Here is a 24034-nt window from a genome sequence, read left to right on the forward strand (position 1 = left end):
ATGATCTGTTTATCTTTTCTTATCCGGCGAGTAGATCAGTCCGTCTACCACCTTTTCACCGTCGGGGGTAACAAATACGAATGTGAACATCCATTTGACAAGCCGTACTTCCGGCAGACGGAACTTGCCGACCGGCAGTTTCATGAACACCTTGTTCCATCCTCTCTGCAAATGGACTTTTGTCGGTTCACGTCCCACGCAATTTTCATTTCCCAGCAGAACTTCATTCGATTTTTCCTTGTGCGTGGCTGTCCATACAGGAGGCAGTATTTCTTCGTCGTTCAGCCATACACGGCTTCCTTTATAATCCCATTGTCCCTGTGGCGGTGCAAGGTCCATTTCCGACCGGCCGTAGTTCTGGAATTCTATCCAGGCTCCGACTTCCTGATCTTTGGGTGAATGAACCCAGGTCCAGGCATAAGCGGTATGGTCTTCCTGCGGGTCCTTATAGAAACAGGGAATAGTATTTCCCCATACGTGGCGTAAATAGATTCCGGCTCCTTCACTATCGTTCGTTCCGTATGTTTTTCCTTCGTATGTGTAACTGTCTTGTAGCTCGGTTTCCGGAGGAAATACGCTGCCCATATCTCCGTTATTCGGGAATGCATCGGTGATACGCCATTTGATGTCTGTCTGTTTTACATAAGGGAAAGGATATCCCCGGAAATTATGTTCCTTATGCCAGAGCAGACGTTGTTCGAACTCTGTAAATGCTTTATATTCCTCACTGTTCCGGGGAGGCATATTCGTTCCGTATTTATCGAAATACTCATATCCTCCTCCCCGCCAGGAACGTTCGGCGATAGTCAGCATGTTCGGATAAAAGATATTCTCGTTGATGATCTTTTCTTCCGGTTGCACCCAACGGTCGTTCCAGATAGCGAGGATGACACCCGCCATATCGTTGCTGCCTTCGGTATGGCGGTAGATATTACTCATAAATAATCCGCGCAGATCGGCAAAGGTATCGAAATGGTTCAGGTAGTGGAAACGCGAATCTATTGTCGGTATTCCTTCCTGAAGTTTTCCCCGGTAACTCCACATATGTATCATGTCGATCTCTCCCGGCTGATAATGCCATCCCGGATTCCAGGAAATTACTTTTTTACCTTTTGATCGTACAAAAGCGACCATTTCGGGCACAAATTGCGGGTTGGTGAACTGTACCTCGTCCGTTCCGATGTGAAGGTACGGCACATCGAATGTCTCACATACTTCCTCGATCAGCAGTTTCAGTATTTTCATACCTTCCGGACTTTGCATATCGTGGCGGAACGTACTTACGAAGGCGGCACTGTGTCCCGGCATGTCGAATTCCGGGATCAGCAATACCTGGTGCCGTTTACAAAATTCAACCAGTTCTTTGGCCTCTTCCAGTGTATAATATTTACCCGGCATACGGGTTGTATGGATGCTGTCGTTGAGCATTGGGAAGATCTTGCTCTCCAGTCGCCAGGATTGGTTTTCCGTGAGGTGCCAGTGAAATACGTTGATCTTGTATTGTGCCAGTTTGGCTATTTCCCGTTTCAATTCCTCCATCGGGATGTAGGTACGTCCTACATCCTGCATAAATCCACGGATACGGAAAGCAGGCCAGTCGATTATTTTACATCCGGTGACGAAGGATCTGCCGCCTTTCTTTTCCGTCAACTGGCGGAGGGTTTGTATGGCCCGATAAACGCCCTGTTCTGTGGTTGCCTCGATAGCGATCCCTTGCGATGATACCTGTAGTTTGTAGGCTTCGTCCTGATTTATTGTTGCTTCCGGCAGGTTTTCGACAAGCGTTACCCGGAAAACTTTTTTACAGGCAGGATTTATGTTGATATTGCTTTCCTGCAGCCAGCCGGTAACCATTTGTCCGGTATTTCCAGCCAGTGAAAGTGAAATATCCTTGCCTGAGAACGTCTGCTTCGTCCAGTCCACTTGCTGTGGCCAGGGAAGTAAGTTCAGGTTACCGGCAGCATATGCCACCGGTAACCATAAACATAGTATAAGTGTTACGAACAGTTTTTGCTTCATCCGTTTTATTTAATAAGGTCAGCTATTTTGATAGCCTGGAAAGTCATGTGCGCTACGCTTGACTCATAGAAGATTCCTACGGTTTCCTTGTCGATCATAGACAGGCAACTGTATCCCCATCCCTCTGCTTCGTCCAGTAATACCTGATGTTCGGCAGGCCATGTCAGACCGCCGTCGAGACTGGCTTTGATCGTGATATGGTTACGCCCTTTAGTTGTATTCGGGTTGGAGAACAGTAACAGTTTCTTTCCGGTGATGTTGTCTTTTGCATCTACTTTGATGAGGCTTGCCATACATACCGGTTCCTGGAGTGCACTCCGGCTGGAAGGATGTTCCGTCCAGGTTTTACCCAGGTCTTTGGTTGTTGCAACTGCCCGGCTACCGCCACGGTTGTCACGCATGTTCAGCATCAGTACCCCCGGTTCGACTTCTGCCACCTGTGCTTCGGTCGTATTGGTACGTGCCAGATTATGCAGATGCCATGTTTTACCACGGTCTTTGCTGTACATAACACCCGCATTCGGAACACGTGTAGCGTCGATGAACTGAATAGGGAACACCAGTGTACCATCCTGCATCGTGATGCCGCGCCCCGGGCCTTGCAACAGGAAATACCAGGAAGGATCTTTTACCTGTGAAGTGATATTGATCGGTTCGCTCCAGGTCTTACCGTCGTCTTCGCTTTTTACCAACATCAATTGGGCCGTTTCGTCGGGAGTCATTCCCGGCATGGAGTTCCACCATGCACGTCCGTTCCCCATACCGTGTGTCCAGGCGGCAACGATCCAGATCGTATTTGTCTTCTCATCGACCAGAATGGACGGGTCGCCCACACCGTTCTGTGCATGAGGCAAACCACCGGTTTCACCGAATGTCATGGCTACACGCATCGGTTCCCAGGTCTGCCCTTTGTCGGTACTGCGGCTGACACCTATGTCGACCATTTCCTGTAAGTCTACGCTACTGTTGTAACGGATATCATAAACCCCCAGAAGAGTTCCGTTATTCGTTGTCACAAGCCCCGGGATACGGAATGCGGCGGAGCCGTCGTCTCCGGCCTGGCGTACGCCTACCCCTACACGGCGGGGAGCTTCCGCTTTACCGCTCCAGGTGATTTCCATCGGTTTGTTATTGATGACTGCTTCCGGTATGGTAAAGGAAACTCTCGATAGCAGAGATGTTTCCGGTTTCATTTCAATACTGACCCAGTAATAATTCGGACCTTTTACCATCGGCTGTTTGGAGGTCAGTGTAATGGTGTTTCCCAGAGTTGTTATTTCATCCTGTTTAACAGAGTAGGAAAGGTTGGCTGTACGTGTTTTTCCCGGAGTGAAACTTGTTACATAAGTCACCGGATTAAAATGAGTTCCTTCCCTTGCGGGGGCTTCCGTCCCACTATAGAACAACCGGACAGCCTTTATATCGGATACATTTGTTTCATTGCCGAATTGAAGAGTCAGTTTATTTAATACATCCCCTTTCTGTGCAGGAATACGCATTTCCAGCAGCACATTGTCCGTACGATCGATCAGAATCGGGATTTGCTGCTCCCTGATGTACAGGCTGTCTGCAGCAATAGCGGTTTGCACGATGAATAGAAGACAGAGATAAAAGATGCTTTTTTTCATGATAATTGTTCTATGAATTAGTAAATGTAGTTTCCAAAGGTAACGATTTCATGGTATGCCTGCCGTTACCTCTGGAACTTTTTATTGATATTCTTATTGTTAATCCGTCATATTTGCCACTTTCGGACGAAGGAAGCATATCTGTATCAGCAGGGCGATGGCAACAAGGCCTGCCAGCATGGCAAAGTCATGTCCCAGGTTTCCGGCATCTGTCGATCTTCCCAGCAGGTCTGTGATGGCAGCTCCGGCAAATACCCCTGTCATATTCATAATGCCATAAGCGGTTGCACGGTAACGAGGTGAGATAAACTGGCAAAGGATCGGCATATTGTTTGCATCGAAGATACCGAAACCGATACCGAAACAAAGTCCGCCTCCTACGATCATCAGGAAGTTATGACCGAAACCAAGCAAAAGTAACGATGGAATGGTCAATGCCAATCCGATAGCGCCGGTATAGACACGGCCGCGTACGTTTGTCTGTATCCATCTGTCCGACATGATCCCGCCGGCAATTACACCGATAAACGAAGATAAGGCGATCGTGATCGTCGATAACGGTCCGGCTTCCGACATATCTATGGACAGATTTTCGGAGAATAGCGTAGGAAGCCAGTTTTTCGTCGCCCAGCCGGGTAAGCTCGGGGTGGCAAAATAAAGTAGGATGATCCAGAAGGAAATGTTGGTAAACAACATTCCCATTCCTTTGAGGGCTCCTTTGACCGGATTCTCGACAGCGGCGCCTACTTCTTTTATCTTATGAATGATATGATCTTTTTTATCTTTCAGGAACAGGATCAGGACAACACTGTATGCAATACCGACAATCCCGAACCAGTGGAAAGTCGTTTCCCAGGTGAAAGCGCTTGCTACGGTTGCTCCGAAACCTCCCAGAGCCTGTCCGGTGTAAAGCCCGGTCATGTGAATACCAACTGCCAGTGAACGGGTTTTCCCCTGGTGATAGTCGGTGATCAGAGATAATCCTGCCGGGATATATAAGGCTTCACTTACCCCCATCAGGGCACGCAGGAAATAAATCTGGTTGAACGTGGTGCAATAGCCCATCATAAGTGTGACAAACGACCAGACGAACAGACTGCCGACGATCAGCCATTTGCGGTTTACCCTGTCGGCTATCATTCCTGCTACGGGACTCATGAATCCGTATATCCAGAGGAATACGGCCATCAGTCGGCCGAAATTGGCTGCCGATTCCAGTTCGGTGATGTCGATCATCATCGCATCTTTCATGGTAGAGAGCATCTGCCGGTCCATATAGTTCAACAGGGCTACTCCCCATAACAGACCGACAACTACCCAGGGGTATATCTTTTTATTATTCATTTCGTTATATTTTAGAGGCGAAAACAAAGTTTGGTGAAGATAAGCCATCTGAAGTTCATTTGCTGTCTGCTTTAGCTGACGGAGCAGTAAATGATCTATTTCTTTGGACTTTAGTCCCATTTTAAACAATCTCCTTTTGTTAAGAGAAATGTGGCTAAAGCCTAAAGAGGAAAACAACTTGTAAACCGTCAGCTAAAGCAGACGGCAAATGAACTTTTGACAGCATTTTCTTTCTGTTTATGTTATTTTGAAAGGATTTCTTTGCAAAGCAGATTGCATTTCAGAAGCATCCGGGGGATGTGGAACGGGCCTTTGTACATATTTCCTTTGGCCGGCTGTGATAATGTACCGTCATAGTGGAAATAACCGTACCATTCGCCATATTCCCTGTCCGGGAAACGGGCATAGGTATATTCATTGATCATCCGGTGCATTTCCAGATATTTTGCATCACCGGTGGCCTCATAGGCATAGAGTGTGGCAATGATGGCTTCACATTGGGGCCACCAGAATTTCATATCATGCCAGTATTCCTGTTGAGGAAGGTTTTTGCAGTCTTTGAAATAGCTGATTCCACCGTATGTTTTGTCCCAACCCCATTCCCAGGCCCAGTCGAGAATGGTTAATCCCATTTCTTTCAGTTCGGGATCCCAGTTCCGGTATTTGGCCTCTTCCAGAATGAACCAGGCTGTTTCGATGGAATGGCCCGGATTGATCGTACGGCCCGGTATCGAGTCGATGAATTCGCCGTTCGGACCGACTGTTTCGAGAATCGTTTTGAATTCCGGCTTCATAAAGTCACGACGTAATTCGGCGATGGATTCGTCTATTTGCTTTGTAAGGATCTCGTCGTTGATGGCTTCACGGATACGGGCTGCCGTATCGATCAGTATCATACAGAAAGAATGTCCCTTCGCAACGAATCCTTCACGGAATTTCGGTTCCAGTAATCCCGGTGTATTTTTATAATGAAGGATCTGCTTGAATAGTTTTACCGCTTTATCGGCATAGCTTTTATCTCCGGATGCGATAGAATATTGCGCCATGGCAATGGCCGCAAAAGTTTCGGAGAAAACATATCTTCTTTTGCGCATAGGGATACCGGTTGCAGTCACTTCATAAAACATACGTCCATCCGTATCGAAGCAATATTTCTCGATGAAATCGATACCGTTCTTACAGGCTTCCAGCCATTCGGGCTTTTTCTCGATATTGTTGTAAGCATAAGCCAGGATGAAGGCGAACCGCCCCTGGAACCATACGGATTTATTGGAATCCATTAAGGAACCATCTCTGTTCAGGCAGGTGAAATAGCCGCCGTTCTCTTTGTCGATGCCGTATTTCAACCAGAATGGCATGACATCGTTCAGGAAGTCGTTTTTGTAAATGTCACCCCAGTAACCGATATATTCGGTAGGCTGGGCAATATTTGTTTTTGCATCCATAATGATTAGAATTTGTTACATCTTTCAAAGAAATTGATAGCTTCGAGTTCAGCTTTCATAGCCGCTTCTTCCGCATCGGTCATATTCTGGAACGGTGTGCGGTTCTTTCCGAGATCCAGGCCGATCAGTTTCATGATACGCTTGCCTCCTACGATGTTTCCACGATAATGGCAGATCACGTTGATCACTTCCTGTGAGAAGTTTTGCTTTTCGCGGGCTGTTTCCAGGTCACCGGCTTTCCATGCTTCAATGATACCGACCAGTTCTTTTCCGTTATAATTGGTTGTTCCGCCGATTCCACCCTGTGCACCGCCCATTGCCAGGCAAGGCAAAATCGTTTCGTCCTGCCCGTGAAGCATGTCGAATTTTCCGTCTTTGTATAACCGGCATTGATTATATTCGTAAAGACTTTCGTATGTATATTTGATCCCGGCGAAATTAGGAATGCGGCCGTCTACGGTTTTCAGGAAATCTACCATCGGGAGGAAAGCACCGTTGAATGCAGGGATATGATAATAATAGAAAGGCAGTTCCGGTGCCCCGCAAGCAATCTCTTCGCAGTATTTCACCAATTCTTCGATGCGGTTTACTTTCGGAAACGGAGAGGCCATGGCTCCGATACCCCATGCTCCGATCTTTTGTGCATGAGCTGCCAGGTTACGACTGGTCTTTACGCAAGTACTACCCACATGTACGATGACTTTGAATCCTTCGGGTGCTGCTTCCATCCACCGTTCAGCGAGTTTGATACGCTCTTCTTCCGTAAGCATGTAACCTTCACCGGATGAACCGTTGATGAAAACACCTTTTAATCCGTTGTTGACAAGAAGTTTGGCATAAGCTTCAATGGGTTCGTAATTCACTTCTCCATTTTCATAAAACGGAGTAAACGGGGCATCGATAAGTCCTTTAATTCTTTCCATGGTGTATAGTGTTTATTCTTTATGTGTGTTGCTGTTTAAAAACTTGACAAATATAAATAAAATATTTTATTAATTAGGGTGTGAATTGAGAATTATTTTCTTAATTCTTTGTTTTTGTGTGATATTAGTGCCTCTTATTACCCAGGATTTGTCTTTAGACTTAGGTAAGAAGAATTCCAAAGGAGGCTATATTTATATTGAATATAGCGACCTTTGGAATAGGAGTCAGTTAAATTTTAACTATCAATTATGTTGAAAAATATCAGTAACCCGGAGTTTGTTCCAATGTATCGTCTGCGTTCAATGTGGTTACATCGATCGGCCAAAGGAGTTTATGGCTTTCGCTTTCTTTTAGAACGGCTCCGTTTCCTTTATAGCCTGATTCAGTGCAAAATGCCAATGCTTTTCCATTCTTTCCGTCTTTCATGCGACAGATATCAAACCAGCGTTTGCCTTCATTTACAAACTCTTTGTCTTTTTCTGCGAGGATAGCCAGTTCGTTTGTCTTGAAGTCTGAATTGGTATAGCCGTATTTTCCTTCATTCCAGTTGGAACCGTAGGCACGCTTACGAACCTGGTTCAGGTAAAAGGCTACATCCCCATCTTCCATATTGGCAACTTCCGCCATTAGCAGGAGGGCATCTGCATAGCGATAGATTGCCTCGTCACCGCAGAAAACGCGGGTGTTATTTGAATTGACATAACCCAGGTTCTTTTTCAGAACCGTACCCATTAAAGAGCCGTCTGCCAGATAATATTCCAGGAATGTAGCATCACGGCGGGTATCTTCCGCGTCAAAAATGCGCCATAAGCCCAGTTCGTATTCGTTTCTCTGCCAACCGCTGCCTTTTAGTTCGAGTGTATCTCCTGTAATAAGGTTTCCGTCGCGTCCGTAGACCGTATTTACGAAGTTAGGTTGCGCATAAACAAATTCGCTTGCCTGGTTGGTCGCTTCACCGTCTGCGAACCGGGCTACCATGATCATCTCTTTGTTACCTTTATTGGTTACATCCCAGATCTCCTTGAAGTTATCGCACAAGCCGAAACGGGAGTCGTTCAGGATCGTGTTCAGATAGCCTTTGGCTTTCGATAAGTCGTCGGAGGCGGGAGTCTGATCATCCAATGATACTTTTGCACTCCACAGGTAGACCTCTGCCGCCAACATGGTTGTAGCTGCTTTCGACCAATAAGCTTTATTGCTTTTGATGGTTTCGTCCGACCCGAAATATTCCAACGACTTTGCCAGGTCCGATTTGATAAAATCCATAATCGTTTTAGCCGATGAACGTGGTGTGTAAAGTGTTTCGACGTCTACTTGTCCGTCCAGAACTTTCACTCGTTCGATCAATGGAACGCCGCCAAAGGTTCTGTAAAGTGTGAAGTAATGTAATGCACGGATCCCATAAGCTTGTGCCAGCAGATAATTGATAGTAGAAGCATTCTCTTCCTGCAAGGCAGTTCCTTCCACTTCCTGTATCAGCAGGTTGCAATCGAAGATATAGCCGTATGTCCCGTTCCAGTTTGAAATACCTGTATTATCTGCATCCAGGTTGTTCTCTTTGATACGGTCGTAGTTGATTGAGGTGATCAATGAAGAAGTACCGGATTTGTTTGTCCCTCCGCGTGCTTCGCCCAGCAAGAACTGTCTGTTGAAATTACTAGCCCGCAGGTCGACATGTATCCCGTTCATATAAGATTCCACCTGGGATACGGTTTTCCAGTAACTCCCACTTCCGTAGTAATCGAGAGGAACCAGGTCCAGATCACATGATGTATAAAGTACTGCGCTGGCAGCTATACATGTATTTATAATTGTTTTCTTTAAGTTCATAATTAACCGAATTTAGACTGTTTAATTGTTTATAAAGTAACGCTGATCCCGAATAAAAGGGTACGTGGTAAAGCATATCCGGAACCGGCTATACCTGCCATCGTTTCAGGAGTTGCCACCAACGCACATTGCGTGATGTATCCTAAATTCTGTCCGGTAACAGATACTTCTACATTTTGTAACATCACTTTCTGTACCCAGTTCTTTGGTAATGTGTATGCCAGGGAGATTTCACGGATAGCCAGATAACTACCGTCATAGCAGAACATAGTTGATCTTCTGTAATAGTTGGATTTACCTAGCTGATCTGCCCAGTAATATTTAGGTAACGTTCCGTTCGGATTTGTCTCCGACCAGGTGTTTTTCACATCTGTGGTCATGTTGTATGATCCCTGCATACATCCCAGGAACCAGTTACTTGTCTGATCATAGATTTTGTAATCCAACCCAAAGTCGAATGCTGCATAAAGGCGTAGGTTCTTCCAGCTGAGATTTGTATTGAAACCTCCTGTATAACGTGGTTTCGTGTTGCCTACTTTTACCATATCGTATTGATCGATCACGCCATCGCCGTTTACATCTTTCCATTTCACATCACCCGGTTGGATCGGTAATTTTTTCACTTTGGAAGCCCCTTCTTCGCCGGTCCCTTTATCACTGTCGGGCAGTTCATCCCATGATTTTTTACCATAAAGTACGCAGGCGGAAGCTCCACCTCCTCTGTCTTCCAGGTAATCAGGGATTTCATCCCAATTTTTATAGATACCGTCTGCCTGGAATGCATACATCATACCTGGTTCCTGACCTTCCTGGTAACCGCCTACCCATATTTTCTCATCGCCGTTTCCGGAGTATACCTGAAAGGCATCCTGACGATTCTTGTCCAGTCCGTTGTTGGGTAATGAAACGATGATATTTTTGTTGTAAGCAATGTTTGCTCCTACTGTCCAGTTCCAGTCCTTGGTCTGGATGATCTTGGCATTCAGGTCTATTTCAATACCTTTATTCCGGATTTTTCCGTTATTAGTCAGAACGGAACTGATACCGGAAGAAGAAGGCAGACTAATATTTGCATATTTGTCGGAAGTCAGACGGTTATAGTAAGTAAAGTTCGCATTTAAGCGGTTTTCCAGGAAACTCAGGTCTAAACCAGCTTCAATGGTTCTTGATTTTTCCCATCTCAATCCGGGGTTCGGTATGCTTCCGATCACATAACTTGTATTCCCGTCGTATTTGGAAGACGTGCTGTAAGAACCTTGCAAGGTATAATATCCGATCTGGTTTGTGTCGACCTTGCCGTTCAAACCGAAACTCGCACGCAGTTTACCAAAAGAAAGGATATCGGAATATTTCTGCATGAATTTTTCTTTGGAGAATACCCATCCTGCGGATACTCCGGGGAAAACGCCCCAGCGATTGTCTACCAGGCGTGAATATCCGTCGGAACGCATTACCAGGGAAAGGAGATATTTGCTCCGGAAATCGTAGTTGGCACGACCGAAGTAAGACATGATTCTTTCTTTGTTATGATATGTATCGATGTTACGTTTGTTCTCTCCTTTATCTGTCAGTTCCAGATCCCCGAAGTCGTCGGTTGCGGCACCGGAACCGGATGCGCTCAAATAACGGGTGTAAGAATCATAATATTCGGTACCGATCATGGCGTCCAGATAATGATCCTGAGTGATCTGGTTGCTGTAGTTCAATACGGCGTTGTATGTCTGGTCGAATTTACGTCTCCAGTTAGAAGAAGTAGAACGTGTTGTATTAATCACGGTCGGAGTCTGGTAGAAATCTTTATTGAACGATTCGGCAAGCTGTTCTTCGTAGTACCAGTTACCCGAAACTTTTAAAGAAAGTCCTTTCATAAAATCGATATTGAAACTTTGGTTCATTGTGAATTTATCACTCTGGTTGTCACGAATGAATTTCTCCGGCTGATATTGTTGATTACCGTCCTGATAGTGCTGTCCCAATAGGAGGTTCCCTTCTTCGTCTTCATAGCGAACCGTAGGAGGCGTCGATAAGATACGTCCGAAATAATTATATTCGGAAACAGCGGAACCCGGAAGATTTTCCCAGTTAGCCCGCGTGAAGTTTAAACTGGAATAGGAGGTTAACCACGGTTTGATCTTATAATCTCCGTTGAAGACAAAAGAATATCTTTCATAGAATGTGTTGATAGGAAGTCCTTCGGAATAGTTATATCCCAGACCTGCATAATAATGTCCCCTGTCGTTACCACCCGACATATTGATATTGTAATCCTGAGTCAGGGCAGGTGTGTTGAAATTGTAATCTCTGACATTTGTATCTTTAAAGATCAGCTCTTTGCCGGTAACAGGATCGATCATGCTGTTCCAGCCTTTACCCAGCAGGAACCTGTTGGTATCATCCAGGTACATCGTGCTATAAACGGCTGCCATATCATTTGTCAGAGGAGTAACACCGTCTGCTGCAAAATATTTGTTTCCTGTTCCGTGGGGCGAAGCAGATCCCAATGTAGCGGATGATACATAACCAACTCCGCTGCCATCAGCTCTCTGCCACATGTTTGAAGAGCGGGAATATGCAGTACGCATCCAATAAATATAATCTTCGGCATTACAGAATTCATACGGATTGTTCAGGAAGTTCAAGCCGAGTTTCGCTTTGAAATTGATTTCGGATTTCCCCGATTTTCCCTTTTTCGTCGTAACCAGGATAACCCCGTCGTTTGCACGGGCACCGTAGATAGCAGTGGCACCCGCATCTTTCATGACCTGCAGGTCTTCAATATCTTCCGGATTGATATCGCTTAAACTACCACGTACCTGTCCGTCGACGATGATTAGCGGTGAACCTGTACCATCGAGATTGGTACCACCACGGAGAATGATTGTCGGAGTAGCGGCCGGACTTCCTGATGCCTGGATGACACGTAATCCGGAAACGGCTCCCGACAGGGCCTGTGCCGGGTTGGTGTAAGAACCGGTCGTCAGTTTTTCGTTGGCTACTTTGGCAATCGAGTTAGTCGATTTCGATCGGAGCTGTTTCCCCGAATAACCTGTGATAACGACCTCGTCGAGAGTTTGTGCATCTTCTTTCAGGGTAATTTTTAATGGCTGTGTGTTTGTTACCCTGACTTCCTGGGTCTTGTATCCGATATAGGAGATTTCAAGTGTAGCTCCTCTGGTAACCTGTATAGTGAATTTCCCGTCAATATCAGTGACGGTTCCATTGGTTGTGCCTTTTTCAATAACGGATGCACCCGGAATGGTTGTATTCAGATCGTCGTAAACGACTCCCTGGATACTCATTTTCTCCTGTGCCCATGCAATTGCCGGTAATAAGAAAATGAGCATAAAAATGAAGGTTTTTTTCTTCATGATACTTGTTTTATTAATTGGACATTTAGATATGGATCTACCATATAATAATCAGTTTGTTTACGTTTAATTTGATTTCCCGGTATGTTGAAAAGTCATACCTGGTGCAGACCGGCATATAGTGTGCCGTGAGAACGTTGCATCTTTTTGTGTGATCTTGTTTTACTTGTGATTCATGAAATTTTCATTCGCATAGATTTTATTAGGTGATACAATAATGTTATAATGTTCCGGCTGTTGACAGGAAGCCGGAGAGTCCTGATTTTTAATTGTTGAAATCCTTCTTTTTTTCGTATCTGAGTTCTTAGAAGACTATGATATTTTGAACTTTTTTTAGAAAAGGGAAAGCTTGTTTTTGAATGGGAGGGTTCTTGTGGACGACCGATGTAAGTTTCACAGAAGGAGTTGTTTCGGATTTTTTTTATTTACTCAGAACTATATTTGAAAAATATTTATCTACTTTTGTTTGTTCAAAATATCGCAGTAAAAAATAATACCATGAATACAAAATTCCTTATTACAGCAGATAGCAATCGTAGTGCCCTTCTTAAAAAGAAGATTATACATTATTATATAGCCAATGGTGATGCCACAATCGCGGAGTTGTGCAAGGAAATGGATTTGAGTATTCCTACTGTAACCAAACTGGTCGGGGAATTATTGGATGATGGTTATATTCTGGACTTTGGAAAACAGGAGACAAGCGGAGGGCGTAAACCGAATATTTATGGTCTGAACCCTACTTCCGGTTATTTTGTCGGAGTCGATGTGTACCGGAGTAAGATCAATATTGCAGCTGTCGATTTCAAAGGAGAAAAATTGCGTGTTGAAGAGAGTATTCCCTATACCCTGGAAAATACTCCGGAAGCCCTGGAGAGTTTGTGTTATCTGATCAATGATTTTATCGATCGGTTGAGTGTATCGCGTGACAAAGTACTGGCGGTAGGAGTAAATATTTCAGGACGTGTAAATCCGGTTTCCGGATATAGTTATAGCATTTTCTATTTTGAAGAAAAACCCTTATCCCAAATCCTGGAAGAGCGGATCAAGATTAAAATATATATCGAAAATGATACCCGGGCCATGATCTATGGCGAATACATGCAAGGCGTGGTTAAGGGTGAAAAAAATATATTATTTATTAATATGGGATGGGGTCTAGGACTTTCTATCTTCATAAACGGCGAGCTTTACTATGGAAAATCCGGTTTCTCCGGTGAGTTCGGACATTTCTGCTTTTTTGATAACGAAATCCTTTGTCATTGCGGTAAAAAGGGATGCATTGAGACTGAAGCATCCGGATCTGCCTTGCATCGTAAGCTGTTAGAGCGTTATCGTGAAGGTAGTAGTACTATTTTAGCAGGAAAAATAGAGAAGAAAGAAAAGATAACCATGGCCGATATGATTGAAGCGATCCAGAAAGAAGATGTGTTATGCATTGAAATACTGGAGGAAATGGGAGAGAAGTTGGGACGTGGAATAGCCGGTCTTATGAATATCTTTAATCCTGAATTAGTCGTACTCGGAGGTACTCTGTCGCTTACAAGTGAATATATCAGTCTGCCCATAAAGAGTGCTATACGGAAATATTCTCTTAATTTGGTATCTCAGGATACAGAAATCAAAGTCTCCCGATTAGGGGAACGTGCTGGTGCCCTGGGGGCATGCCTGCTTTCAAGAAGTAAAGTGTTGGGGATGATTCATTATTAATCAATATTTTTATTAACAATACGGTATTTGTAAATCTTGTCGATATAAGATTTATGGACCTTTATTTTATTTATTGCCAAAAGGTAATTTTGTAAATCAAAGGGAGTAATGAATAATTGCTCCCTTTAATTTTTTATATACTCCTCTTATAGAAAAACAATCTAAGCAGAATAGTTTTATTTTTAACAAAACAAATATTGATAAATTTGATTTGATATACTTTTATTATTAAATATATTTATTTATATTTGCGGTGTAATTAAATATTGAAGTTAAATATATAAAAAAGAAAAGTAGACAATAATAAATTAGGAAAAGGCTTTGGGCTATATCTTTCAGTTATGTAAAATTAAAGACTGATTGTAGTAGTTTTTAATGAATGGATTTGCTTGCTAAGCTTATTTTCTAGGAGACATTTCTACCTTTTTGATACTTTGTATGACTTCTATGCTGTATGCTGACGAATATAGATAGATCTGAATATTATGCCATAGTCTTCTAAGGACTCTGTTATTTATCTTTGAAAATACTCCTTCCCTGTTATAAAAACATAACATTTCCCCAATTATTTTTTATATTTGGGGAAATAGATTGGATTTTGCAAAGATGAATTGTTCAAAGCAGAAAATACTACTTATTATAAAAACAAATTACCAATGTTCGTTTTGATTTAAATATTAGCTTCGTATATTTGCCGTTATGCTAACAAAATCTATCAACGAGGAACTATTAGTGAAGGAACTGGTCCAGGGAAGCCAAGATGCTTTTCAGGTAATATTCATGCGCTATTATCCTAAAGTCCGCAATTTTGTATACGGCCTGGTTAAATCGCAACAAGACGCAGAAGATATTACCCAGGAAGTTTTTTCAAAAGTGTGGGTAAACAGGAATATGTTTGCCGATGTCAGGAATTTTGGAGCATATCTGTTTATTCTATCTAAGAATACTACTTTCAATTTTTTGGAATCTCAGCAAATACGTGTAGAAAGGTTGAATGAAAAACCTTTTGAGGAAGAAACTTATGATTCACCGGATGAAGATCTGATAGCTAAAGATTTGCAACTCCTGATAGATATGGTGGTTGAGAATATGCCTCCCCAGCGTAAACTGATCTATCAGTTGAGCCGTGAAGCGGGATTATCGAATGCAGAGATTGCGGAGAAATTGGAATTGAGTAAGAAGACGGTAGAGAATCATTTGAATCTAGCGTTAAAAGAGTTGAGAAAAATTTTATTATACCTATTGATACTTTATTTGTGTTAAAAAATTAGGGGTGGATAGCCTAAAAGCAGTCTATATAATATAATCGTAGAAATAGAATGAGTTATATAAAAAAAATAGTTGATTATTTCTTTCATCACGACCTCTCGGAAGAGATGACCTGGAAAGTACATCGACGGCTGATTAAAAAAGAGGATAGACCGGAAGTAGATAGTGCGTTACAGTCGGTTTGGGATACTATAGGATTTCCGGAAATGGATGAGACTTATCCCAAACAGGCCTTTTCACAGTTGAGCAGAAATTTAGGTTTTACAGATCGAAAGGAACCGGTAGGTAAAGCTGTGCGGATCATGCCTTTTTGGGTAAAACTGGCGGCTATATGGCTTTTACCATTAATCATGCTTTCCACATCTCTATATCTTTATTGGGAAGCGACCCATGTGAAAGATGCCTTGGCGAATGTTTCACTGATAGAACATTTTGTACCTGCAGGGAAACGTGAGCAGGTTGTTCTTCCCGACAGTAGCCGTGTTTGGCTGAATTCCGGTAGTGTATTGATATATCCTTCTACTTTTGTGGGAGAGAGACGTGAGGTTTATCTGTCGGGTGAAGGTTATTTCGAGGTAGAGAAGAATGTGGAACAGCCTTTTATTGTTAAAGCCCGGACACTGAATGTCGAAGTGTTGGGTACCCGGTTCAATCTTTTTGCTTATCCGGAAATCGGCCGGATAGCAACTACTCTTGAAGAAGGATCTGTACAGGTGTGTTTACAGGATGAAGAAGAAAAAACATATCATCTGGTGCCTGATGAACAACTCTTATATTATATTGAATCCGGAGATGTAGATGTGAAAAAGGTTGTTTCTGCCGATTATTCCGATTGGCGTGAAGGAGGTCTGCTGTTTGACAACTATTCTTTTAAGGATATTATCCGTATCCTGCAACGTACATACGGGTTGAATATACATTTGCAGACATCGGCTTATAATGAGAATCTGCTGACGGTTCATTTTAATAAGAATGAGTCTGTCGAAAATATATTTATGCTTCTGAAAGAGCTTATCCCGGGCTTGGAGTATAAAATTGACGGGAAAAATATTTATCTGAGATAAGTTCATTAAAAAAAATCACATGTAATTTGAAAAAGTTTTACGATTGATTGGGTGCAACGTTTTTTTCATCTGTCATTATAGATGAGTTCGCACTCAAATCGGTGCAATTGTTTAACTATTTTAATTACATATGAAGAACAAACACAAATCCAGACGAATTGGAACCTATTGTCTGAGTTTTTTGATTGCAGGTTGCCTGCAAATCAATGCGCAGAAGGTGTCCTTTAATGAAGGTACTGTTTCTTTAAAAGAAGCATTCCAGAAGATTGAAGCTTCATCCAAGTACAAAATTGCCTATAATGGCACCCAGTTGGATGTAAACAAAAAAGTCGAGCTTAATCAAAACAATGTGGAAGTATTGGATGTATTGAGCCAGGTGCTGGCTGGTACAGGCTATACTTATTCGGTAAAAGGTGACTATCTGGTCATTACCTCTCCTTCCCAGAATGCGGTTAATCAGAAGGTAAAGAATGTAAAAGGTGTTATTGTCGATGAAACGGGCGAACCTGTTATCGGCGCAAACGTCGTTGTTGCAGGAACAACAAATGGTACGGTTACTGATTTTAACGGTAATTTTACATTGGAAGTTCCTGAAAACGGCACACTGGATATTTCTTTCATCGGTTATCTGACTCAATCGATATCCCTGAAAGGGAAAAGTGATTTCCGTATTACGTTGAAGGAAGATACCCAGAAACTGGATGAGGTGGTAGTTGTCGGTTATGGTACCCGTTCCCGTAAAAGTATCACCGGTTCTGTAGACCAGGTAAACAGCGAGATCTTTGAGAATCGTCCTGTAACCAATGCTACCCAGGCTTTACAGGGTGCTTCTGCTAACCTTATCATTCAGAGCAAGAATGCGAATCCGAACGACAACAGTATGAACATCAACATCCGTGGTGTCAGTACGATGGGTAACAATGACCCGCTGATCGTTATCGACGGATTGGTATCGAGCTCATCGACTCTGAACAACCTGAACCCGAACGATATCGATAACGTATCCGTCCTGAAAGATGCAGGTAGTGCAGCTATCTATGGTTCCCGTTCTGCAAATGGCGTTATCCTGGTAACGACTAAAAAAGGCTCCAAAGGCAGCAAACCCGTTGTCGCGTTTAATGGACAGGTCGGCATTCAGGACCCGCATATTTTATTCTCTCCGGTCGAAGGCTGGCAGAATGCCATGTTGAGAAACCAGGCAAATATGAATGTGGGCAGTGCGCCTCAGTTCACACCTACCCAGATTCGTGATCTGTATGATCATCGTAATGAAGAAGAATGGCTATATGACCAAATTGTTAAATCCGGCCTTCAGCAAAACTATAACATCAATGTATCCGGAGGTAGTGAGAATACCACTTACATGGTATCAGCCAGCTACTATAACCAGGAGAGTAACTTCCAGGGTAGCTTCGGAATGGAACGTTATAACTTCCGTAGTAACCTGAGTACCGAGTATGGCCGTTTTAAACTGACGTCATTGATGGCTTACAACCGCCGTAAAGACAGAACGGTAGCCGGTGGTACAGGAAATACGATTATCAACTCGTCTCGTGTTCCTTCTTACTATTATTATAAGTTTATGGAAGGTGACAAATATCTGGTTAATGATATAGTCGGCGACGATAACCCACTGGCATTACTGCAGGACGGTGGTTATGAAAAGAAAGACGAAGATAACTTCATCGGAAGTATGAACCTTGACTTCAAGATCATCGACGGCTTGAAAGCTACCGGTTTGGTTGGTCTGGACCTGACTCAGCATCATCGTTATCGCCGTGACAAGAAAGTGCCGTTGTATTCTTCTGCTGATCTGGAAAATCCGGTACTGTATATGCACTCCAATACAATGACTGAAGATTATAACGAAAAACGTTATACGTTAAGTACACAGTTCTTATTGGATTTCAACCGTACATTTAACAGTGTTCATAATGTAAACGCCTTGTTCGGTGTATCAAACGAATCTTATACAAAACAGGCAAGTCGCATCGCCTGGGAATATACGGATGAAGACCTGGGTTTACCGACAACAGACGAATCCGTTCAGAATAAAGATAACAAGAACTCGAATAACGATACGGACCAGACAAGTATTACTTCCATATTCGGTCGTGTAGGTTATAATTATATGGATAAATATTACGGAGACGTATCTTTCCGTTATGACGGTTCTTCAAAATTTGCCAAAGATCAGCGTTGGGGTTTCTTCCCTTCATTCTCTGCCGGTTGGCGTCTTTCCGAAGAAGCCTTTATGGATACTTATAAGAGTAATATCGGTGATTTGAAACTGAGAGCATCTTATGGTGTGCTGGGTAATCAGAATGTAGACAATTATTCTTACCAGACTGTTTACCAGATGAACAACAACGGTTATGTATTCAATGGCATATCTGTTCCGGGAACCAGCTATACAGACGGTAATGCATTCCTGACATGGGAAAAATCGGCCAACTTCAATATTGGTGCCGATGCAACTTTCCTGAATGGTAATTTATTCTTATCTGTAGATTATTTTGATAAGAAAACCTCTAATATATTGTTAACTCCTGAAGTTTCTTCTATCTATGGCGGTTCTGCAGCTAAGGAGAATGCCGGAGAAATGAAAAACAGAGGTTGGGAAGTAACGGTCAATTATAAATTGAATTCAGGCGATTTCCATCATAACTTCAATTTCAACATTTCCGACTCAAAGAATAAAGTAACCGATTTCGGTGGAAAAGAACGTATCGACCAGAACGACCAGTTGTATAAACTGATCCGTGAAGGCGAGCCTTTAGGTTCATATTTCGGTTACAAAACAGACGGATTGTTCCAGAGTTATGACGAGATTGCAAATAGCTCACTGCCGGTAGGAGCTTCCGTACAACCTGGTGATGTGAAATACGTTGACCAGAATGAAGATGGCGTTATCGACGAAAAAGACCGTGTAATATTGGGTAATGCATTCCCTCGTTATACATTCGGTTTTACTTACAACATGACATGGAAGGGATTCGACCTGAACGTGATGCTGCAAGGTGTGGGTAAACGTTCTATGTATTTGCGCGGTGAGTTGATAGAACCATTCCATTCAAACTATTCATATTGTATTTACGAACATCAGTTGGACTTCTGGACTCCGACAAATCCGGATGCTCGATGGCCTCGTCTGGTTGCCCCGGGTTCTTCCTCTTCTACGAACAACTGGGGTATGGCCGGTTCTGATATTTATTTGTTGAATGCTGCCTACTTACGTGTAAAGAACATCCAGATCGGATATACTTTACCGAAGGCATTAACTCAGAAGTTTGGTGTGCAGAAATTACGTGTCAGTGTAAATACTGAAAATCCGCTGACATTTACCAAGAACTCATTCATCGATCCGGAATCTTCTGAATTCGGTAGCGATATGGGTGGTATCGGCGGTATCGGAGCGAACAGCGGACGTAACTACCCGACACTAACTTATTATGGATTTGGTTTGGATATAGAATTTTAAGACATAGACTTTGTTATGAAAATGAATATTTTAAAATATTGGCCAAGTATGGCATGCGCCATACTTGCATCATTTGTATCTTGTAATGATTTGGATCTGGCTCCTACCAATAAGTTTACGGATTTGAACTATTGGACTTCCGAAGCAAAGGCTTCTTCGGTGCTGAGCATGGCTTACAGCCAAATGATGAGTTCCGGTTATTTCTTTGCAGATGAACGTTTATCGGATAACTTATACGAGGGACGTGGTAGCACGGATGAAAAACTGATCACTTCCGGCCAGGCAAATGCCGCTTTGGGACGTTTCTCTGAGGACTGGAAAAAATGTTATGAAGGTATCAAGACTTGCCACACATTCCTGGAGAACGTAGACCGTGTTCCCAACATGGATGAGACATTGAAAAACAGAATGAAGGCAGAATCGCGTTTTATTCGTGCGATGTTGTTTTTCCGTCTGGCCAATAACTATGGCGATGTTCCCCTGTTCGACTATACATTGACGATCGAGGAGGCCAATACGATCGCCCGTTCGCCGAAAGCGGATGTTATCAAGTTTGTCCGTGACGAACTGAATGACATTGTCGGCACATTACCGACAAAGCAGGAATATGCTGCAAACGATAATGGCCGTATCACTAAAGGCGCTGCTATGACTTTACTGGCACGTACCTATTTATATGAAAACGACTGGCAAAATGTATCGTCTATTTGTGAGAAAATAATAAATGGCGAATACGGTGAATATGCTTTATTCTCAAGCTATGGAGGTTTATTCCTGCCGGAAAACGAATATAACAGCGAAGTGATTCTGGATATGGGTTATCTGTTGAATCTGAGAACCTGGAGCGAAATGTACGATGGGATTCCCCTGTCGGTGGGCGGACGTGTAAACGGTTTCGCACCGACTCAGGAGCTGGTTGACGATTATATCATGAAAAATGGACGGTCGATCAATGAAAGTGGTTCCGGTTATAAAGAAGACGATCCCTATACAAACCGGGATCCGAGATTACAGGCTACTATCGTTTACCATGGCTACCAATGGACGGATGGTAACGGTAAAACGTCTACGATTTATATCAAACCGGGTTCTTCTGAAGATGCGGGAGCTGCTAACCTGGATGAATATATCGGTCCGGGACAGAACTCGACAGCAACAGGCTATTATCTTCGTAAATGGTTCGATCCGACAGCTCCGGCTGGTTTGGCTTCCGGTTTAAACCTGATCCTGATGCGTTATGCGGACGTTCTATTGATGTATGCTGAAGCAAAAACAGAACTGGGTGAAATGAATGAAACTGTTTGGAACAAGACGATCCGTCCGATTCGCGAACGTGCCGGTTTCACAGATGCTTCTGCTTTGAATTACCCGGCTTCGGGCGATATGCAGACTATTGTACGCCGCGAACGTCGTTGTGAATTGGCTATCGAGGGTACGAGACTATACGATATCCGTCGTTGGAAAACGATCGAAACCGCACTGAACGGTAATCCTCACGGAGCTAAATTTGCAGCAGGCAATACACAGTATATCCAGTTGGATAAGAGATCTTTCAATAAAGATAGAGATTATCTGTTCGCTATTCCGCAGTCACAACGGGATATCAACAAGAATCTGACTCAGAATCCCGGATATTGATCAAAAGTTTTAATTCCAAAAAATCTAGAGATATGAAAATTGTATCTATCAAATATATTATGCTGTTCGCTTTTGCTCTGGTCTTTGCGGCATGTAGCAGTGACGGGGAAGTGAGGCATTTGGGCGTGACTGCCGTTAAAGCGTTATATGAACCGGATAATGGGAAAGCCGTTGTCCTGCAAGCATCAGCTTCGGCTTCATTGTATTTTGAATGGGAACCGTCGTTGGCGGAAGATGGTGGTGCCGTGTTGTATGAAGTTGTTTTCGATAAGGCGGATGGTGATTTTTCCGATCCCGTGTCTATAGTTACAGCTGATAACAATGGCGGAACTAATCATGCAACGATTACACATAAACAGTTGAACCAGATCGCTGCTTCGGCAGGGATCGGATCGGCTGAAGAAGGAACTCTGAAATGGACGGTATATGCCTCCAAAGGTATTAATCCGGTCAAGGCAGAAGAAGAACGTACGCTGACGCTTACCCGTTTGGCAGGATTCGCAGAAGTCCCGAGCCAGTTGTATATCACCGGTGAAGCAACAGAAGTAGGGGCTGACCTGGAGAATGCCATGATAATGAAAAAGGTGGCTGACGGCGAGTTTGAGATTTTCATGAAACTAACGGAAGGCAAGTCCTTTAAGTTTGTCAGTGCCAATACCGGTACTCCGGCTGAATACTCGCTGAATGGTGAAAAACTGGTAGAAGGCGGTAGTACAACAGCAACCAAGACCGGTATCTATAAATATTATATTGATTTTAATGCCGGATCGTTTACTTCGAAAGAAGTGACTAAAGTGAAATGGTTCCTGAACTGGTCACAGAAAGAGATAGAACTGGATTACCAGGGTCTGGGTGTCTGGGCTATCAGTAACTATACAGTAACAGGCCTGACGGATAGCGATAATTCGGACGACCGTTATAAGTTCAGAATGGAAAGCTCCGAAGGAGAAACCGAATGGAGAGCTGCCATCAACAATGATAGTAAGCCGACCGGTAACGATGAGTATTACTACATGGCTGAAAAGACGAATGTAGAACAGTGGACAAACAACGAAGTCTGGAAGAGTCCGGCTACCGATGGTTGGAGTGATAAGGCGTATGATGTTACATTCTCTTTGAATACGCAAGGTGAATATACTCATAATTTAGTAATAAAATAAAAAGGAAGAATTATGAAAGCGATATTTATAAAACTGATGTTCGTTACCTCTGCGGTGCTGGCCTTTATGGGATGTAATGATAATATGGGGGAGACGGATAACCGTTTGGCAAGTGTAAGCACATTGCTTGAACCGGCAGATGGAAAATCCGTTGTTTTGGAACCCTCCGCATCAGCCAGTGTTTATTTTGAATGGCAGACACCGAGTGTGGAAGAAACAGGTACTGCTCTTTATCAGATTGCTTTTGATAAGGCAGACGGTGATTTTTCACAACCGGTATATGTGATGTATTCCAATAATAACGGATTTGGCAATTATGTTTCCGTTACGCATAAGCAATTGAACCAGATTGCGGGCAAGGTCGGTATAAAACCGTCCGATACGGGTACATTCAAGTGGACCGTACTTTCTTCAAAAGGTTTGCAGAGCATGAAAGCCGGAGTTGAAAATAAGATCACGGTGACCCGCCTGGCCGGTTTCGAAGATGTTCCGATCGATGTATATGTGACCGGAGAGGCCTCTGAAGGTGGTGCTGACCTGGCAAAAGCACATAAAATGAAAGCAATTTCCGGTGGTGAATTTGAAGTGTATACAAAACTGACAGCAGGTAAACCTTTCTATTTCACAGACGCAAAGACCGGTACTCCGAGAGAGTTCTATACGGTTGACGGAATGGTGAAAGAGAACGGTACGGCAACGGTTGCCAAAGACGGTATTTACCGTATTACATTAGACTTTAATACCGGTGCCTGCACTTATACGCTGGTAAACAAAGTCAGCTTCTATTTCTGCCCGGATGGTGAATCTCTGTTCGAACTGCCTTACGCAGGCTATGGTGTATTCCAGGCTAAGGAAACAGTTACTTTCAAAGAAGAAAGCTGGGGTAAGGACGAACGTTATAAGTTCAGAATGACTATCCAGGAAAATGGCGGAGCCGATGCGGAGAAAGAAGTCGAATGGGGTACATTAAACCAGACAGACGCTCGTCCGACGGCAAGCAGTCCGGAGTCTTATTATTACCTGCAATTGTTTACCGAAGTATCCCAGTGGGATAACAAATGGAAGTTGATGGGAGACTTTGATGGTGTTCCGGCTACTTATACACTGTATCTGACAGCCGATCAGCCTTATACGCATACGATTGTTAAATAGTT

The 24034-nt window shown here is 43.3% G+C and carries 14 protein-coding genes; 7 read left to right on the forward strand and 7 right to left on the reverse strand.

Going from position 1 to position 24034, the window contains the following annotated elements; translation table 11 throughout:
* Nucleotides 1–9: 9 nt before the first annotated feature.
* From IEY67_RS02295 to IEY67_RS02325, 7 genes are all read right to left on the reverse strand, one after another.
* Nucleotides 10–2019 (reverse strand): family 20 glycosylhydrolase, encoded by a 2010-nt coding sequence (locus tag IEY67_RS02295; RefSeq protein ID WP_183670068.1) that lies wholly within the window; start codon nt 2017–2019, stop codon nt 10–12.
* A gap of 5 nt (nt 2020–2024) precedes the next feature.
* A complete protein-coding gene (locus tag IEY67_RS02300; protein ID WP_183670066.1) occupies nt 2025–3647 on the reverse strand; it encodes a sialidase family protein in 1623 nt (540 codons plus the stop codon).
* 99 nt (nt 3648–3746) lie between these two features.
* Nucleotides 3747–4991 (reverse strand): MFS transporter, encoded by a 1245-nt coding sequence (locus IEY67_RS02305; protein WP_122374767.1) that lies wholly within the window; start codon nt 4989–4991, stop codon nt 3747–3749.
* A gap of 242 nt (nt 4992–5233) precedes the next feature.
* Nucleotides 5234–6436: an AGE family epimerase/isomerase gene (locus tag IEY67_RS02310; RefSeq protein WP_183670064.1), complete on the reverse strand. Its 1203-nt coding sequence runs from the start codon at nt 6434–6436 to the stop codon at nt 5234–5236.
* Nucleotides 6437–6441: 5 nt separating this feature from the next.
* Nucleotides 6442–7359 carry a dihydrodipicolinate synthase family protein gene (locus IEY67_RS02315; RefSeq protein WP_122374633.1) on the reverse strand — a complete coding sequence of 306 codons (918 nt, stop codon included), beginning with the start codon at nt 7357–7359 and terminating at the stop codon, nt 6442–6444.
* Between the two features lie 262 nt (nt 7360–7621).
* Nucleotides 7622–9190, reverse strand: coding sequence for a RagB/SusD family nutrient uptake outer membrane protein (locus tag IEY67_RS02320; protein ID WP_183670062.1), 1569 nt, complete (start codon nt 9188–9190; stop codon nt 7622–7624).
* Nucleotides 9191–9219: 29 nt separating this feature from the next.
* Entirely contained in the window at nt 9220–12558 is a 3339-nt protein-coding gene (locus tag IEY67_RS02325) for a SusC/RagA family TonB-linked outer membrane protein (protein WP_122374631.1), read from the reverse strand.
* 498 nt (nt 12559–13056) lie between these two features.
* Here IEY67_RS02325 and IEY67_RS02330 point away from each other — a divergent pair, with 498 nt between their 5' ends.
* The 7 genes from IEY67_RS02330 to IEY67_RS02360 all read left to right on the forward strand — a co-directional run bounded on the left by IEY67_RS02330 (nt 13057) and on the right by IEY67_RS02360 (nt 24032).
* A complete protein-coding gene (locus tag IEY67_RS02330; protein ID WP_122355382.1) occupies nt 13057–14268 on the forward strand; it encodes an ROK family transcriptional regulator in 1212 nt (403 codons plus the stop codon).
* Between the two features lie 699 nt (nt 14269–14967).
* Complete coding sequence (locus IEY67_RS02335; RefSeq protein ID WP_183670060.1) at nt 14968–15531, forward strand: RNA polymerase sigma-70 factor; 564 nt, start codon at nt 14968–14970, stop codon at nt 15529–15531.
* A 56-nt stretch (nt 15532–15587) separates the two neighbouring features.
* Complete coding sequence (locus IEY67_RS02340) at nt 15588–16601, forward strand: FecR family protein (protein ID WP_183670058.1); 1014 nt, start codon at nt 15588–15590, stop codon at nt 16599–16601.
* 130 nt (nt 16602–16731) lie between these two features.
* Nucleotides 16732–20082, forward strand: a complete 3351-nt coding sequence (locus IEY67_RS02345) for a TonB-dependent receptor (RefSeq protein WP_183670056.1) — start codon at nt 16732–16734, stop codon at nt 20080–20082.
* Between the two features lie 15 nt (nt 20083–20097).
* Complete coding sequence (locus tag IEY67_RS02350) at nt 20098–21720, forward strand: RagB/SusD family nutrient uptake outer membrane protein (RefSeq protein ID WP_122353575.1); 1623 nt, start codon at nt 20098–20100, stop codon at nt 21718–21720.
* Between the two features lie 32 nt (nt 21721–21752).
* A complete protein-coding gene (locus IEY67_RS02355; RefSeq protein WP_122353574.1) occupies nt 21753–22880 on the forward strand; it encodes a SusE domain-containing protein in 1128 nt (375 codons plus the stop codon).
* Nucleotides 22881–22892: 12 nt separating this feature from the next.
* Nucleotides 22893–24032, forward strand: coding sequence for a SusE domain-containing protein (locus IEY67_RS02360; protein WP_183670053.1), 1140 nt, complete (start codon nt 22893–22895; stop codon nt 24030–24032).
* Nucleotides 24033–24034 lie beyond the last annotated feature (2 nt).

Origin of the sequence: Parabacteroides faecis, assembly GCF_014647375.1 — a bacterium.
Taxonomy (GTDB): Bacteria; Bacteroidota; Bacteroidia; order Bacteroidales; family Tannerellaceae; genus Parabacteroides; species Parabacteroides faecis.